15 protein-coding genes are annotated in these 15,143 nt (G+C 61.8%); 7 read left to right on the top strand and 8 right to left on the bottom strand.

The window, feature by feature from the left end:
- The first annotated feature begins 5 nt into the window (after positions 1-5).
- From dapF to BLS60_RS09180, 4 genes are all read left to right on the top strand, one after another.
- Positions 6-836, top strand: a complete 831-nt coding sequence (dapF, locus tag BLS60_RS09165) for a diaminopimelate epimerase (protein WP_092367135.1) — start codon at positions 6-8, stop codon at positions 834-836.
- Positions 833-1,528 (top strand): DUF484 family protein, encoded by a 696-nt coding sequence (locus BLS60_RS09170; RefSeq protein WP_070880287.1) that lies wholly within the window; start codon positions 833-835, stop codon positions 1,526-1,528. The genes dapF and BLS60_RS09170 overlap by 4 nt, the downstream gene beginning before the upstream one ends.
- 136 nt (positions 1,529-1,664) lie before the next feature.
- Positions 1,665-2,570 carry a tyrosine recombinase XerC gene (xerC, locus tag BLS60_RS09175; RefSeq protein WP_070880288.1) on the top strand — a complete coding sequence of 302 codons (906 nt, stop codon included), beginning with the start codon at positions 1,665-1,667 and terminating at the stop codon, positions 2,568-2,570.
- The gene (locus tag BLS60_RS09180; RefSeq protein WP_092367138.1) at positions 2,567-3,262 is read left to right on the top strand and encodes an HAD family hydrolase; all 696 of its coding nucleotides are present in this window, start codon (positions 2,567-2,569) and stop codon (positions 3,260-3,262) included. The genes xerC and BLS60_RS09180 overlap by 4 nt, the downstream gene beginning before the upstream one ends.
- Before the next feature lie 224 nt (positions 3,263-3,486).
- Here the strand turns inward: BLS60_RS09180 and sutA are convergent, their stop codons facing one another.
- From sutA to glnK, 5 genes are all read right to left on the bottom strand, one after another.
- A complete protein-coding gene (gene sutA, locus BLS60_RS09185; protein ID WP_070880290.1) occupies positions 3,487-3,807 on the bottom strand; it encodes a transcriptional regulator SutA in 321 nt (106 codons plus the stop codon).
- A gap of 73 nt (positions 3,808-3,880) precedes the next feature.
- Entirely contained in the window at positions 3,881-4,306 is a 426-nt protein-coding gene (locus BLS60_RS09190; protein ID WP_070880449.1) for a secondary thiamine-phosphate synthase enzyme YjbQ, read from the bottom strand.
- A gap of 150 nt (positions 4,307-4,456) precedes the next feature.
- On the bottom strand, positions 4,457-5,710 hold the full coding sequence (locus BLS60_RS09195; protein ID WP_092367141.1) for an ammonium transporter: 1,254 nt from the start codon (positions 5,708-5,710) through the stop codon (positions 4,457-4,459).
- A gap of 112 nt (positions 5,711-5,822) precedes the next feature.
- Positions 5,823-7,139 carry an ammonium transporter gene (locus tag BLS60_RS09200; protein ID WP_070880292.1) on the bottom strand — a complete coding sequence of 439 codons (1,317 nt, stop codon included), beginning with the start codon at positions 7,137-7,139 and terminating at the stop codon, positions 5,823-5,825.
- A 39-nt stretch (positions 7,140-7,178) separates the two neighbouring features.
- Positions 7,179-7,517 carry a P-II family nitrogen regulator gene (gene glnK / locus BLS60_RS09205; RefSeq protein WP_003096476.1) on the bottom strand — a complete coding sequence of 113 codons (339 nt, stop codon included), beginning with the start codon at positions 7,515-7,517 and terminating at the stop codon, positions 7,179-7,181.
- A gap of 399 nt (positions 7,518-7,916) precedes the next feature.
- On the opposite strand from glnK, the gene BLS60_RS09210 reads away from it, so the two are divergent.
- From BLS60_RS09210 to BLS60_RS09220, 3 genes are all read left to right on the top strand, one after another.
- On the top strand, positions 7,917-8,192 hold the full coding sequence (locus BLS60_RS09210) for an accessory factor UbiK family protein (RefSeq protein WP_092367144.1): 276 nt from the start codon (positions 7,917-7,919) through the stop codon (positions 8,190-8,192).
- Positions 8,193-8,226: 34 nt separating this feature from the next.
- The gene (locus BLS60_RS09215) at positions 8,227-9,717 is read left to right on the top strand and encodes a YifB family Mg chelatase-like AAA ATPase (protein WP_092367147.1); all 1,491 of its coding nucleotides are present in this window, start codon (positions 8,227-8,229) and stop codon (positions 9,715-9,717) included.
- 218 nt (positions 9,718-9,935) lie between these two features.
- Positions 9,936-11,909 carry a BCCT family transporter gene (locus tag BLS60_RS09220; RefSeq protein WP_092367150.1) on the top strand — a complete coding sequence of 658 codons (1,974 nt, stop codon included), beginning with the start codon at positions 9,936-9,938 and terminating at the stop codon, positions 11,907-11,909.
- Positions 11,910-12,175: 266 nt separating this feature from the next.
- Here BLS60_RS09220 and BLS60_RS09225 read toward each other — a convergent pair whose 3' ends face one another.
- From BLS60_RS09225 to potA, 3 genes are read right to left on the bottom strand one after another with little or no spacing between them, the layout of a single operon-like run.
- Positions 12,176-13,051, bottom strand: a complete 876-nt coding sequence (locus BLS60_RS09225) for an ABC transporter permease subunit (RefSeq protein ID WP_092367153.1) — start codon at positions 13,049-13,051, stop codon at positions 12,176-12,178.
- Positions 13,048-13,956 (bottom strand): ABC transporter permease subunit, encoded by a 909-nt coding sequence (locus BLS60_RS09230; protein WP_092367156.1) that lies wholly within the window; start codon positions 13,954-13,956, stop codon positions 13,048-13,050. Before BLS60_RS09230 ends, BLS60_RS09225 begins: the two co-directional genes overlap by 4 nt.
- Entirely contained in the window at positions 13,953-15,107 is a 1,155-nt protein-coding gene (gene potA, locus BLS60_RS09235; protein ID WP_070880298.1) for a polyamine ABC transporter ATP-binding protein, read from the bottom strand. The genes BLS60_RS09230 and potA overlap by 4 nt, the downstream gene beginning before the upstream one ends.
- Positions 15,108-15,143: the final 36 nt, after the last annotated feature.

A 15,143-nucleotide genomic window follows, 5' to 3' on the forward strand; every position in this document is an offset into this window, starting at 1 on the left:
TGCCGATGTTATTGCGCTTTACCAAAATGCACGGCTTGGGCAACGACTTCATGGTCCTCGATCTGGTCAGCCAGCATGCACATATCCAGCCCAAGCACGCCAAGCAGTGGGGCGACCGCCACACCGGTGTGGGCTTTGACCAGTTGCTGCTGGTCGAGCCGCCGCACAGCCCGGACGTAGACTTCCGTTACCGCATCTTCAACTCCGACGGCAGCGAAGTGGAGCAGTGCGGCAACGGCGCGCGCTGCTTCGCCCGCTTCGTGCTCGACAAGCGCCTGACGGTGAAGAAGAGCATCCGCGTGGAAACCAAAGGCGGCATCATCGAACTCAATGTGCGCGCCGATGGCCTGATCACCGTGGACATGGGCGCACCGCGCCTGGCGCCAGAGCAGATCCCTTTCCAGGCCGACGCCGAGGCCCTGAGCTACGCCGTCGAGGTCGACGGCACCGCCCATCAGTTGGCCGCGGTCTCGATGGGTAACCCCCATGCGGTGCTGCGCGTCGAAGATGTCGACAGCGCGCCGGTGCACGAACTGGGGCCAAAGCTGGAACACCACCCCCGCTTCCCGCAGCGAGTGAATGTCGGCTTCCTGCAGATCGTCGATCGTCAACGCGGCCGTTTGCGGGTCTGGGAACGCGGCGCCGGGGAAACCCAGGCCTGCGGTACCGGCGCCTGCGCCGCCGCCGTCGCCGCGATCCGCCAGGGCTGGATGGATTCGCCGGTACAACTGGAGCTGCCGGGTGGCAAGCTGACCATCGAGTGGGCAGGCCCTGGCCAGCCGGTTATGATGACCGGCCCCGCCGTGCGCGTGTACGAAGGACAGGTTCGCCTATGACTGACCAACAGGATTCGCCCAAGCCCCTGGATTCGGAAACGGTCGCCGCCTACCTGCGCCTGCATCCTGAGTTCTTTATCGACCACGATGAGCTGATTCCCGAACTGCGCATTCCGCACCAGCGCGGCGATACCGTGTCGCTGGTCGAGCGTCAGGTCAAACTGCTGCGCGAGCGCAACATCGAGATGCGCCAGCGCCTGTCGCACCTGATGGACGTGGCCCGCGACAACGACCGGCTGTTCGACAAGACGCGCCGCCTGATCCTCGATCTGATGGACGCCAGCAGCCTCGAAGAGGTCGTCAGTTGCGTGGAAGACAGCCTGCGTCGCGAGTTCCAGGTGCCCTTCGTGGGGTTGATCCTGTTCAGCGATATGCCGTTGCCGGTTGGCCGTAGCGTCAGTAGCGCCGAGGCTCACCAGGCCATCGGCGGCCTGCTGGCCGGCGGCAAGACCATCTGCGGCGTGTTGCGCGAGCACGAGCTGAATTTCCTCTTCGGCAGTGCCGGCGCAGATGTCGGTTCGGCTGCTGTAGTCGGCCTTTCACATAATGGGCTGCATGGCGTGCTGGCGATCGGCAGTGCCGACTCCCAGCATTACAAGAGCTCGCTGGGCACTCTGTTCCTCGGCTATATCGCCGAAGTGCTGTCTCGCGTGCTGCCACGCTTCTCCACGCCGCTGCGTTCTGTCAGATAACAGGCGAACGCTGCAGCGGGACGATCGGGCCGGTAGCTGCACGCCGATCATTCGATAGGTTGGGTGGTGCGCCGACATCCGAGCTTGCAAGGGCCTTGTAACAGGCGCCGCTAACCCATCCCACGGAGTTTTTAGCGTGAAGCTTGCCGCCAACCTCGAGGCCTACCTTGAACACCTGCGCAGTGAGCGCCAGGTGTCCGTCCACACACTGGACGGCTATCGCCGGGATCTGGGCAAGCTGCTCACCTACTGCGAGAAAGAGGGGCTGGCCGACTGGGCAGCTCTCGACACCGCACGCCTTCGTCGCCTGGTCGCACGCCTGCACATGGAAGGCCAGTCAGCTCGCAGTCTGGCCCGTTTGCTGTCGGCCACCCGCGGCCTGTACCGCTATCTGATTCGTGAAGGCCATTGCCGCCATGATCCAGCCAACGGCCTCATGCCGCCCAAAGGCGAGCGCCGGCTCCCCAAGGTGCTGGATGTGGACCGCGCCAGCCAACTGCTCGACGGCGCGCAGGAAGACGACTTCATTGCCCGGCGTGATCACGCCATGCTCGAGCTGTTCTACTCATCGGGCCTGCGCCTGTCCGAATTGGTCGCACTGAACCTGGATGGCCTCGACCTACCTGCCGGGTTAGTGCGCGTGGTCGGCAAGGGCAACAAGGTGCGCGAGCTGCCAGTCGGTAGCAAAGCGCGTGAGGCCCTGGAACAGTGGCTGCCGCTGCGTGCCCTGGCCAACCCGGCGGATGGCGCAGTGTTCATCAGCCGCCAGGGCCGGCGCATCGGCGCTCGCGCGGTGCAGCTGCGAGTGCGCCAGGTGGGCATCAGCGAACTGGGCCAGCACATTCACCCGCATATGCTGCGGCACTCTTTCGCCAGCCACATGCTCGAGTCGTCTCAGGATCTACGCGCGGTACAGGAGTTGCTCGGGCATGCCGACATCGCCACCACGCAGATCTATACCCACTTGGACTTTGGCCATTTGAGCAAGGTCTACGACAGCGCCCATCCACGGGCCAAGCGCCGCAAGGAACAGGACTCATGAGTATCCGCCTGATCACCTTCGACCTCGACGACACGCTGTGGGACAATCGCCCGGTGATCCTCGGCGCCGAAACGGCCATGCGCGACTGGCTCAGCGAGCACGCACCGCGCCTGGCGAGCCAGCCGGTGGATTACCTGGGGCAAACCCGCAGCCGCCTGCTGGAAGGCGAGCCGGGCCTGAAATATCGACTGAGTGAATTGCGCCGCCGTACCCTGCGCCATGCTCTGGAAGGGGTCGGCTATGCAGCCGACGAGGCTCAGCATCTGGCCGAAGGTGCCTTTCAGGCGATGCTCGAAGCACGTCACGCCATCACCTTTTTTGCCGACACCGTGACCACGCTGGAACGACTGGCCAATCACTACAAACTCGGCGTGATCACCAACGGCAATGCCGATGTACGTCGACTGGGTCTGGCCGACTACTTCAGTTTCATTCTGTGCGCCGAGGAGCTGGGTGTCGGCAAACCGGATGCCACGCCGTTTCGCGAAGCGCTCAACCGCGCTGGCCTGACTGCCGAGCAAGCGGTGCACATCGGCGATCACCCCGGCGACGATATCGCCGGCGCACGCGCCGCTGGATGGCGCGCGGTGTGGTTCAACCCGCAACGCAAGGTTTGGGCCGATGACGGCGAAGCGGACGCGGAGATTGCCAGCCTCAGCGAGCTGCCGGCCTTGCTGGAACGCTGGGCATAGGTCGTAGGGTGGACAACGCTCTTTTTGTCCACCATTGCGATTGCGGAGCGGTGGACGGTGAAGCGTCGCCCCCCCTTACAAAAGATCGTTAACGGCCGTAGCAATGCCCCATAACGAACGGCCGCTACCGCCATTAATCTCCCGTGCCGCAGCAATATTCTCCGACACAAACGCAAAAGCCCGCCTGAGAGGGCGGGCTTTTGCGTTTCCTACCAGCTTTCGCGTCAGATAGGGCGACTGCCGTACTTGCTGTCAGGCTTCTTGGGCGGGTCGGAAACCACGTTGGGCTCCACTTCCTGCACCTTGCCGCCACGCGACAAGAACTCTTCCATGGCGCGAGCCAGCGCATCGCGTTCCTTCTGCTTAGCTTCGACACTCGGCAGCTCTTCTACTTCGACGGCTTTCTTTGCCTTGCCTTTGGCAGGCGCCGGGCTGTCGGATTCGCTGTCGTCATCTGCCACATCGCCATCCGCGGCCGCCAGCTCCTCGCCGTCGTCCTCGTCTGCGCCTTCCAGCTCGTCTTGTTCCAGTTCTTCGTCGCTCATGTTCAGCCTCATGACTTGCGAAAAGCAGGTTAGTTATAGCCCAGTCGTCCGATACCGCACGCCTGGAAAAAATTCAATTTGCCGTACCTTGCAAGGTCGCTAGCACCCGACGCGCACCACCCTGTTCACGGTGCTCGCCGAGGTAAATCCCCTGCCAAGTGCCCAGCGCAAGACGACCCTGACTAACGGGTATCTGCAACTGCACGCCCAGCAAGCTCGACTTGAAGTGCGCCGGCAAATCATCCGGGCCCTCGTCGCAATGCTCGAACCCGGTTGCATCCTCGGGAACGAGACGGCGAAAAAAGCGCTCGAAGTCGCGGCGTACTGCCGGGTCGGCATTCTCGTTGACCGTCAACGACGCCGATGTGTGCTGCAGCCACAGGTGTAACAGACCCACCCTGCAGCTCGCCAGTTCCGGTAACGCATCCTGCACTTCGTCGGTTACGAGGTGGAAGCCTCGCGGCCTTGAACGCAGGGTGATCAGCCATTGCTGCCACATGTTCGTCGTCCTCTTCAACGCGCGCATTCTAGCGTGCCGTACAAAAAAACAAAGGGCGCCTGAGCGCCCTTTGCTGTTGTTCGACCACTATTTAGCTGCAAGAACATCTTGCAGCCTCGCCATTACTGAAATGCTGGCGAGGCGAGTCGGTTATTTCTTGCTGGTGAACTCGGGATAAGCCTCCATCCCGCACTCGGCCAGGTCGACGCCCTCGTACTCTTCTTCTTCGGAAACCCGCAGGCCGAACACCGCCTTGATAATGGCCCAGACGATCAGGCTGGCGATGAATACCCAGGCGAAGATGGATACGATACCCAGCAGCTGGGCGCCCAGAGTCGCCTCGCCATTGGTCAGGCAGACCGCCAGAGTGCCCCAGATACCCGCCACACCATGTACCGAAATGGCGCCGACCGGGTCGTCGATCCGTATCTTGTCGAGTGCCAGGATGGAGAACACCACCAGTACACCGCCCACGCCGCCGATCAGGGTGGCTTGCAGCGCACTTGGGGTCAGCGGCTCAGCAGTGATCGACACCAGGCCGGCCAATGCGCCGTTGATGGCCATAGTCAGGTCGGTCTTACCGAACAGAATGCGCGCGACGATCAATGCGGCAATCAAACCGCCAGCGGCGCCCATGTTGGTGTTGACGAACACCTGAGCGACGGCATTGGCGTCTTCAATGGTGCTCATCTTCAGCTGCGAACCACCGTTGAAGCCGAACCAGCCCATCCACAGGATGAACATGCCCAGCGTTGCCAGCGGCAAGTTGGCGCCAGGGATGGCGTTGATCTGGCCCTTGGCGCCGTATTTGCCCTTGCGCGCGCCAAGCAGCAGCACCCCAGCCAGAGCTGCGGTTGCACCCGCCATGTGCACTACGCTGGAACCGGCAAAGTCGAGGAAGCCGGCAGCGTCGAGGAAGCCGCCGCCCCATTTCCAGAAGCCCTGGACCGGGTAGATGATCCCCGTCATGACCACCGCGAAAGCGATGAAGGCCCACAGTTTCATGCGCTCGGCGACCGCACCGGAGACGATCGACATGCAGGTAGCAGCGAACACGATCTGGAAGAAGAAATCGGATCGCGCGGCATAGTAGGGCGCGTCTTCACCGCCGGCGAGCACCGCTTCGACGCTGTGTTCATCGCCGATCAGGAAGCCCAGGCTCGGCAAGATGCCACCTTCCGGGCTGGAGTACATGATGGTGTAGCCGACCAGCAGATACATCACGCAGGCAATGGCGAACAGCGCCACGTTCTTGGTCAGGATCTCGGTGGTGTTCTTGGCGCGCACCAGGCCCGCTTCGAGCATGGCGAAGCCCGCCGCCATCCACATCACCAGGGCGCCGCAGATCAGGAAGTAGAAGGTATCGAAACCGTACTGCAGTGCAGTCAATGCTGTGTTGTCCATTTTTCACCTCTAGCCGTCACGCCTGTTCAGGCATGGAGCGGTCGAGGCGCCCGGGTTGGCTCCGGGCGCACTCCGTGTGCTTTAACCCACCACTGCGTGGCGGGCGATGGGTTTACAGGATGTAGCCACGCTCGTTGTGTTGCGCCAGGTCGAGGCCGACCGACTCTTCTTCCTCGCTGACCCGCAGCCCCATCACTGCATCGATGACCTTGAGGATCACGAAGGTGACGATGGCGGTGTAGATCACCGTGAAGGCAACGCCTTTGAACTGAATCCACAACTGCAGGCCGATGTTTTCCACTTCGCCAAAACCGCCAAAAGCCGGTGCCGCGAAGATGCCGGTCAACAGCGCGCCGACGATGCCGCCCACGCCATGCACACCGAATACATCGAGAGAGTCGTCGTAGCCCAGCTTGCGCTTGAGGCTGGTGGCGCAGAAGAAGCAGATCACCCCGGAAGCCAGGCCGATGAACATCGCGCCCATCGGGCCAACGGTGCCGGCAGCCGGCGTGATGGCGACCAGGCCAGCCACCACACCCGAGGCGATGCCCAGGGCACTTGGCTTACCGTGTGCAACCCACTCGGCGAACATCCAGCTCAGGGCGGCAGCCGCGGTGGCGATCTGCGTCACCAGCATGGCCATGCCTGCGGTCTGGTCGGCGGCAACAGCCGAACCGGCGTTGAAGCCAAACCAGCCGACCCACAGCATCGCAGCGCCGATCAGGGTGTAACCGAGGTTGTGCGGCGCCATGGCCACGCTCGGGAAGCCCTTGCGTTTGCCCAGCACGATGCACGCTACTAGCCCGGCGATACCGGCATTGATGTGCACCACGGTGCCGCCGGCAAAGTCCAGCACACCCCAGTCCCACATCAGCGCACCGTCGCCGCCCCAGACCATGTGGGCGATAGGTGCGTAGACGAGAGTGAACCACACCGTCATGAACACCAGCATCGCCGAGAACTTCATACGCTCGGCGAACGCGCCGACGATCAGCGCCGGGGTGATGATGGCGAAGGTCATCTGGAAGGTGATAAAGACACTTTCAGGGAAAGCCGCGGTTAGCGATTCCTTGGTCAGGTTGCCGAGGAACATGTTGCCCAAGCCGCCCACGAAGGAGCTGAAGTTGGTCACGCCGGCTTCCATCCCGGTGGTGTCGAACGCCAAGCTGTAGCCGTAGGCGAACCACAGGATGCTCATCAGGGCGGTAATGGCGAAGCACTGCATCATCACCGACAGTACGTTCTTGGAACGCACCATGCCTGCGTAGAACAGCGCCAGGCCTGGAATGGTCATGAACAGCACCAAGGCGGTCGCAGTCAGCATCCAGGCGGTATCACCGGAATTCAGCGTCGCTTCCTGCGCCATGGCCAGGCCTGGGAAAAACAGGGACGAAAGGGCTCCAAGCCCTGCGAATTTTCGCAGAGTCATGATTTAACTCCTGGGGACGATTGGGGTGGGGGCGGAGCTTTAGATCGCGTCGGTATCGGTTTCGCCGGTACGGATGCGGATCGCCTGTTCCAGGTTTACAACGAAAATCTTGCCGTCACCGATCTTGCCGGTGTTGGCAGCCTTGGTGATCGCTTCAATGACTCGGTCCAGTTGATCGTCGGCGATGGCCACGTCAATCTTCACCTTGGGCAGGAAGTCGACGACGTATTCGGCACCGCGATACAGCTCGGTATGGCCCTTCTGACGACCGAAGCCTTTGACTTCGGTCACGGTGATGCCTTGCACGCCGATTTCAGACAGCGACTCGCGCACGTCGTCCAGCTTGAACGGCTTGATGATGGCAGTGACTAGTTTCATGAAACTCTCTCCCGTAAAGGTGGACTTGCCCCAGGAATTGTTACCCCGTCGCAAGTCTAAGCTCAGTGTCTGGCTTTTGTATGCATCGGTTGCCAACACAGGCCCATCCGATTGCGCTAACTGTTGCCGACGAACCGCGCAGTGCCCGCCCGGTTCACCCGAACCGCATCGGTGCATGGGCTACTAGCGACTAAGCAGAAAGCTTGCCAATACCGGCAAACCGCCGCATTTCAGGGAGTTGAGAGGATCTGCGGCTTCGCTTGATAAGCTTTGGCGCTGTTGGCGCACCAAGAGGGCGCCAAACTGCACGCAACTCTGCACGGTATTGGTGCGCAGCCTTGGTGCCGTGCCTGAAAATCACCGTGCTACACTGCGCGCACTCGTTTTCGGAAGGTTCTCATGCTGCCACCCAAAGCCTTGTTCGACGCCCTTAGCAGCCAGGCTTCGCGCCTGCTCAGTGGCGACACTCCCCTGCCCCGTAGCGAAATCGAAAGCCAGCTCAAAGCGCTTTTGCAAAGCAGCTTCAGCAAGCTCGACCTGGTGAGCCGTGAAGAATTCGACAGTCAAATGGTCGTCCTAGCTCGCACGCGCGCGCGTCTCGAAGCGCTGGAAGCCAAGATCGCGGAAATCGAAGCACGCACCACCTCAGCGCAGCAGCACACACCGGTCGAGTAACCTGCTCGGCCGGCAGCCGATCAAGGAGTGATCGATGTCATTGGCCATAGTCCACAGCCGCGCCCAAGTCGGCGTTGACGCCCCCATCGTGACCGTAGAGGCCCACCTGGCCAACGGACTGCCCTCACTGGCGCTAGTCGGCCTGCCGGAAACCGCGGTCAAGGAAAGCAAGGATCGCGTACGTAGCGCCATCCTCAACTGCGCATTGGATTTTCCCCCGCGACGCATCACCCTGAACCTGGCACCAGCCGATCTTCCCAAGGATGGCGGCCGTTTCGATCTGGCCATCGCGCTGGGCATTCTGGCCGCCAGCGGCCAGCTCCCGGCGGAGTCGCTGACCTCACTTGAATGCCTCGGCGAACTGGCGCTATCCGGCGCGATACGTCCGGTGCAGGGCGTGCTGCCGGCGGCACTGGCCGCGCGCGAAGCAGGCCGCACACTGGTGGTGCCCAAGGAGAATGCCGAGGAAGCCAGCCTGGCGTCCGGGCTCACGGTGCTGGCCGCTGGGCATCTGCTTGAGTTGGTCGGCCACCTCACCGGGCAAGCGCCAATGGCGCACTACCAAGCCCAAGGCTTATTGCGCCACACCCAACCCTATCCGGACCTCGCCGAGGTGCAGGGGCAGCTTGCCGCCAAGCGTGCGTTGCTGGTCGCCGCGGCGGGTGGTCATAATCTTCTATTGAGCGGCCCGCCCGGCACCGGCAAGACACTGCTCGCCAGTCGCCTGCCCGGGCTCCTGCCACCTCTGACGGAAGAAGAGGCCTTGCAGGTCGCCGCGATTCGCTCGGTGGCCAGCCATACACCGTTGCAAAGCTGGCCGCAGCGCCCTTTTCGGCATCCTCATCACAGCGCGTCAGGGCCGGCACTGGTGGGGGGTGGCAGTCGCCCGCAACCGGGCGAGATTACGCTCGCCCATCACGGCGTGCTGTTTCTTGATGAGCTACCCGAATTTGATCGGCGCGTGCTTGAGGTCTTGAGGGAGCCACTGGAGAGCGGTCAGATCGTGATTGCCCGCGCCCGAGACAAGGTCAGTTTCCCTGCCCGTTTCCAGCTGGTGGCCGCCATGAATCCCTGCCCTTGCGGATTCCTCGGCGATCCCAGCGGCCGTTGTCGCTGCAGCCCGGAGCAGATTCAGCGTTACCGCGGCAAGCTATCCGGCCCACTGCTCGACCGTATCGACCTGCATATTACCGTCGCCCGGGAGAGCACGGCACTCAGCCCACCGCAAGACAGTGGTGAAAGCAGCGCGACTGCTGCCGCCCGGGTGGCGACGGCACGGGACATTCAGTTACGCCGCCAGGGTATCGCCAATGCCTTTCTCGACCTGCCGGGGCTGCGCGAGCATTGCGTGCTGAACGATATAGACCGCGAGTGGCTGGAGCATGCTTGCGAGCGCCTGACGCTGTCGCTGCGCTCCGCTCACCGGGTGCTTAAGGTCGCGCGCACACTGGCCGACTTGCAGAGCGAAACCGCCATAAGCCGCCAGCATCTGGCGGAAGCGCTGCAGTACCGCACGAACCTGTAAGGCGAAAAATAAGCTGAACGAACAACAAGCAAACCTATCGATAGCTGGCACTTTCAAGAAACTCACTATCGATGATGGTACTATGCCGGGCCTTCCGCCCTTGGCGGCCATCCGATAAACCGAGTCGTTTCTCCATCCGACTGTTCGCTTGATCTAGCCTAAGCTCGAACAAGTGATGCATCTGTCATGGATAGACTCTGACCAAGGAGAGCTAGCTCATGGAGGCACCCCTGTCTTCTCGCTCCACACTCAACCCCCCGGTATTTTTCGGCTCCACGTTCCTGATTGCCTGCCTGGTGATCTACAGCACTGTGTTCAAAGACAATGCGCAGAGCGTCTTCGGTGCCACCCAGACATGGATCATCGAGAACGCCAGTTGGGTATATATCCTCTCCGTCGCGCTGATCCTGTTGTTCGTGGTATTCCTCGCTGTCAGTCGATACGGCGACATCAAGCTTGGCCCCGACCACAGCGAACCCGAATACAACAACACCACCTGGTTCTCCATGCTGTTCTGCGCAGGCATGGGTATCGGCCTAATGTTCTTCGGCGTGGCCGAGCCGGTGATGCACTTCATCGCCCCGCCAGTTGGCGACCCGCAGACCGTCCAGGCGGCCAAGGAGGCGATGAAGCTCACCTTCTTCCACTGGGGCCTGCACGCCTGGGCCATCTACGCCATTGTCGCGTTGATCCTCGCCTACTTCGCCTACCGGCATAACCTGCCGCTGACGTTGCGCTCGGCGCTCTACCCGCTGATTGGCGACCGCATCTATGGCCCGATTGGCCATGCCGTGGACATCTTCGCGGTGATCGGTACGGTGCTCGGCGTTGCCACGTCACTGGGTTACGGCGTACTGCAGATCAATACAGGGCTTAACCACCTCTACGGTTTGCCGACCACCACCACCGTGCAGATCGGCCTGCTGATCTGCACTATGGGGCTGGCGACCATTTCCGTGGTCAGCGGCCTGGACAAGGGGATTCGTCGCCTGTCCGAGCTGAACATGATGCTCGCCGTCGCGCTGCTGCTGTTCGTGCTGGTGCTTGGCCCGACCGTCTTCATCCTGCAGACCTTCGTGCAGAACACTGGCGGCTACCTGTCGGAGATCGTCAGCAAGACCTTCAACCTCTACGCCTACGAGCCAACCGACTGGATCGGCGGCTGGACCCTGTTCTACTGGGGCTGGTGGCTGTCATGGTCGCCCTTCGTCGGCCTGTTCATCGCGCGCATTTCCCGTGGCCGCACCATTCGCCAGTTCATCAGCGGCGTATTGGTCGTGCCAGCCGGCTTCACCCTGCTGTGGATGACCGTATTCGGCGATACCGCGATCCACATGATCATGGTCGATGGCATCACCGACCTGGCCGAAGCGGTGGACGAGGACAGTGCCCTGGCGTTGTTCGCGTTCCTGGAACACTTCCCGCTGTCCATGATTCTGTCGCAGATCGCCATCATCATGGTCGTGGTGTTCTTCGTCACCTCGGCTGACTCCGGCGCCATGGTGGTGGACATGCTTGCCTCCGGAGGCCAGGACAAGACGCCGGTCTGGCAGCGCATCTTCTGGGCCGTGCTGATGGGCGTGGTGGCCGCTTCGCTGCTGCTCGCCGACGGCCTCAAGGCCCTGCAGACCGCGACTATCGCCAGCGCCCTGCCGTTCGTGATCGCGCTGATGGCGTCCATGTGGGGGCTGCTGCGTGCCTTGAGACTGGATGCTGCCAAGCGGGGCCTGCGTGATCAGGTCTCGCTCAGCTCGCGCAGCAGCTCCGCCCCGGGCGGCTGGCAGCGCCGTCTGCGCAGCATGGTCATGTTGCCGCGTCGCTCCCACGTGAGCCGCTTCATCACCGAAACCGTTCTGCCCGCCTGCGAGCAGGTGGCCGACGAGCTGCGCAAGCAAGGCCGCGACGCCAAGGTGGAAAGCGGTGAAGACGGCCGCGTTACGCTGTCGGTCAGCCATGGCAGCGAAGCGGACTTCCAGTATCAGGTTCGTCCCCGTGCGCTGATCCAGCCAAGCTTCGTGATGCGCGATACGCGCGATGACACCAGCGAAGAGCGCAAGTACTTCCGCGCCGAAGTCCACCTGGACGAAGGCGGCCAGGATTACGACGTGATGGGCTGGAACCGTGAAGAAGTGATTGGCGACATTCTCGACCAGTACGAGCGCCACATGCACTTCCTGCACCTGACCCGCTGATACGCCACGCAAAACGAAACGCCCGGGCCGATGCCCGGGCGTTTTTGGTTGTGGCGCATATTCATATCGACTGATGGGTTCAGCGGGCATCGGATGAGGCGAGCCGAACAGCCGGCGCGGATAGAGTCGGCGTGCTGGCGACCCCGTGGCCGCACGGCTCGTCAGCACGACGGCGCCTGCAGCCAGCGGCAGCAGGCTTGCCCCGGAAAAGACAATGCCCGCCCTGCTGACGCAGACGGCGGGCATTGCCTGTAGACCAAGCGGACTCAGTGGGCTGGCTTGGCCTCTGGCCGGGCGGAAATCGCTGCCTGGCTTTCTTCCATGACCTGCTGCAACGCCTTGCGCCGTTGCTCCTCAGCGCGGTGGGCGAAGAACCAGACCAGGAAGGTCACCAGCGATACTGCGAGCAGGATCAGACTGGCCACTGCGTTGATCGCCGGCGTCACGCCCAGACGGACCTTGGAGAATACCTCCATCGGCAGCGTCGTGGCGCCAGGGCCAGACACGAAACTGGCCAGCACCAGGTCATCCAGAGACAGCGCGAACGACATCATGCCGCCAGCCATCAGCGACGGCGCGATCATCGGGATGGTGATCAGAAAGAAGACCTTCCACGGCCGCGCGCCGAGATCCATTGCCGCTTCCTCGATCGACAGATCGAGCTCACGCAGGCGCGCCGACACCACCACAGCCACGTAGGCCGAGCAGAACGTGGTGTGAGCGATCCAGATCGTCAACATGCCGCGCTCTGCTGGCCAGCCGATCAGTTGCGCCATGGCGACGAACAGCAGCAGCAGCGACAGACCGGTAATCACTTCGGGCATTACCAGGGGCGCGGTGACTAGGCCACCGAACAACGTGCGGCCCTTGAACCGGTTGATCCGCGTTAGCACAAAGGCTGCGAGCGTACCCAGCGCCACGGCGGCAATCGCCGTGTAGCAGGCGATTTCCAGCGAGCGCCACACGGCCCCCATGAGCTGCCGGTCATCGAGCAGGCTGGCATACCATTTGGTCGACCACCCACCCCATACCGTCACCAGCCGCGAGGCGTTGAACGAATAGATCACTAGGATCAGCATCGGCAGATAGATAAATGCGAAGCCAACCCAAAGCATCATCGTGGAGAAACGGAAGTTCTTCATGCCCGGCCCTCCATCTCTTTCGCCTGGTTCTTGTTGAACAGGATGATCGGCACCAACAACAGCGCCAGCATGACCACCGCCAGGGCGGAAGCCACCGGCCAGTCGCGGTTGTTGAAGAACTCCTGCCACAACACCTTGCCGATCATCAGCGTCTCCGGTCCACCGAGCAGCTCGGGGATCACGAATTCGCCCACCACCGGGATGAACACCAGCATGCAGCCGGCGATGATGCCGTTCTTCGACAGCGGCACGGTGATCTTCCAGAAACTGTTGAAGTTGCTCGAACCAAGATCCGATGCAGCTTCCAGCAAGCTCTGGTCATGCTTCACCAAGTTGGCAAACAGCGGCAGGATCATGAACGGCAGGTACGAATAGACGATGCCGATGTAAACCGCGGTGTTGGTGTTGAGAATCTGCAGCGGTGCGTCGATCAGGCCAATGCTTTGTAAAAAACCATTGAGTAGCCCGTTGTTGCTGAGGATGCCCATCCAGGCGTAAACGCGGATCAGAATCGCCGTCCAGGTCGGCATCATCACCAGCAACAGCAGCACCATCTGGGTTTCTTTCTTGGCACGGGCGATCGCGTAAGCCATCGGATAGCCGACCAGCAGGCACGCAATGGTGCTGAAGAACGCGATCTTCAGCGAGCCCAGGTAGGCAGCCACATACAGCTCATCTTCGCTAAGAAAGATGTAGTTGCCCAGGTTCAGCACCATCGAAAACGTGTTGTCTACCCAGGTGAACACTTCGGTGTAGGGCGGAATCGCCACATCGGCTTCGGCGAAACTGATCTTCAGCACGATGATGAACGGCAGCAGGAAGAACAGAAACAGCCAAATGAAGGGGATGCCGATCACCAGGTGTCGGCCGTTTGGCATTCGCTTGGTCAGGCTGCTCATCTTCATGACTGCAGTACCACGCCACTATCGTCTTCCCAGAACACCACCACCGGGTCATCCCAGGTCGGCCGCTTGCCACGGCGCTCGGCGTTGGCGATAAAGCACTGCACAATCTGCCCCGAGGTCAGCTTGACGTAGTACACCGAGTGCCCGCCCAGGTAGGCGATATCGTGAACGATGCCGTGGCTCCAGTTGTAATCGGGGTGCTCGTGGTCACTGGGCAGTTGCGTGGCCATCAGCAGTTTTTCAGGACGCAGCGCGTAGGTGACCTGGGTCTCCTGAGCGCGGGTGCTGATGCCATGACCGATGTAGATTGGCTTGTCGAGCTGCGGGCAGTCGATCACCGCGTGGTCGGTGTCATCGTGAACAAGCTGGCCTTCGAACAGATTGACGTTGCCAATGAACTCGCAGACCAGGCGGCTGGCCGGCGTTTCGTAGATGTCGATCGGGCTGCCGATCTGCGCGATCCAGCCCAGGTGCATGATCGCGATGCGCTGGGCCATGGTCATGGCCTCTTCCTGATCGTGGGTGACCATCACGCAGGTCACGCCCACGCGCTCGATGATTTCCACCAGCTCGAGCTGCATCTGCGAGCGCAGCTTCTTGTCCAGCGCGCCCATCGGTTCGTCGAGCAGCAACAGCTTGGGCTTCTTGGCCAGCGAGCGGGCCAGCGCCACACGCTGGCGTTGGCCACCGGAAAGTTGGTGCGGCTTGCGCTTGGCATATTGGCTCATCTGCACCAGCTTGAGCATCTCGGCTACACGGGCCTCGATCTCCTGCTTGGGCAGCTTGTCCTGCTTGAGGCCGAAGGCGATGTTGTCGGCCACGCTCATGTGCGGGAAAAGCGCGTAGGACTGGAACATCATGTTGATCGGCCGCTCGTAGGCCGGCATGTCGGTAATGTCCTGTCCGTCGAGGAAGATGCGCCCCTCGGTAGGCCGTTCGAAACCCGCGAGCATGCGCAGCAGCGTCGACTTGCCCGACCCGGAGCCACCGAGCAGGGCGAAAATTTCGCCCTTGTTGATGGTCAGCGAGACGTCTTCGACGGCGATGGTCTCATCGAACTTCTTGGTCACACGCTCGATCTTGACCAGCACCTCTTTAGGTTGCTGACTCCCCTCGATGACCTTCTTATAGGTACTGGAAGCAACTGCCATTACCAAACTCCCGCAGCAAAAATGGCGCCCGGCATG

The organism is Phytopseudomonas seleniipraecipitans (assembly GCF_900102335.1).
Lineage (GTDB): Bacteria > Pseudomonadota > Gammaproteobacteria > Pseudomonadales > Pseudomonadaceae > Aquipseudomonas > Aquipseudomonas seleniipraecipitans.

Coding starts and splice junctions, on each gene's coding strand:
- dapF (WP_092367135.1), top strand. CDS start 6: ATGTTATTGCGCTTTACCAAAATGCACGGCTTGGGCAACGACTTCATG.
- BLS60_RS09170 (WP_070880287.1), top strand. CDS start 833: ATGACTGACCAACAGGATTCGCCCAAGCCCCTGGATTCGGAAACGGTC.
- BLS60_RS09180 (WP_092367138.1), top strand. CDS start 2,567: ATGAGTATCCGCCTGATCACCTTCGACCTCGACGACACGCTGTGGGAC.
- sutA (WP_070880290.1), bottom strand. CDS start 3,807: ATGAGCGACGAAGAACTGGAACAAGACGAGCTGGAAGGCGCAGACGAG.
- BLS60_RS09190 (WP_070880449.1), bottom strand. CDS start 4,306: ATGTGGCAGCAATGGCTGATCACCCTGCGTTCAAGGCCGCGAGGCTTC.
- BLS60_RS09195 (WP_092367141.1), bottom strand. CDS start 5,710: ATGGACAACACAGCATTGACTGCACTGCAGTACGGTTTCGATACCTTC.
- BLS60_RS09200 (WP_070880292.1), bottom strand. CDS start 7,139: ATGACTCTGCGAAAATTCGCAGGGCTTGGAGCCCTTTCGTCCCTGTTT.
- glnK (WP_003096476.1), bottom strand. CDS start 7,517: ATGAAACTAGTCACTGCCATCATCAAGCCGTTCAAGCTGGACGACGTG.
- BLS60_RS09210 (WP_092367144.1), top strand. CDS start 7,917: ATGCTGCCACCCAAAGCCTTGTTCGACGCCCTTAGCAGCCAGGCTTCG.
- BLS60_RS09215 (WP_092367147.1), top strand. CDS start 8,227: ATGTCATTGGCCATAGTCCACAGCCGCGCCCAAGTCGGCGTTGACGCC.
- BLS60_RS09220 (WP_092367150.1), top strand. CDS start 9,936: ATGGAGGCACCCCTGTCTTCTCGCTCCACACTCAACCCCCCGGTATTT.
- BLS60_RS09225 (WP_092367153.1), bottom strand. CDS start 13,051: ATGAAGAACTTCCGTTTCTCCACGATGATGCTTTGGGTTGGCTTCGCA.
- BLS60_RS09230 (WP_092367156.1), bottom strand. CDS start 13,956: ATGAAGATGAGCAGCCTGACCAAGCGAATGCCAAACGGCCGACACCTG.
- potA (WP_070880298.1), bottom strand. CDS start 15,107: ATGGCAGTTGCTTCCAGTACCTATAAGAAGGTCATCGAGGGGAGTCAG.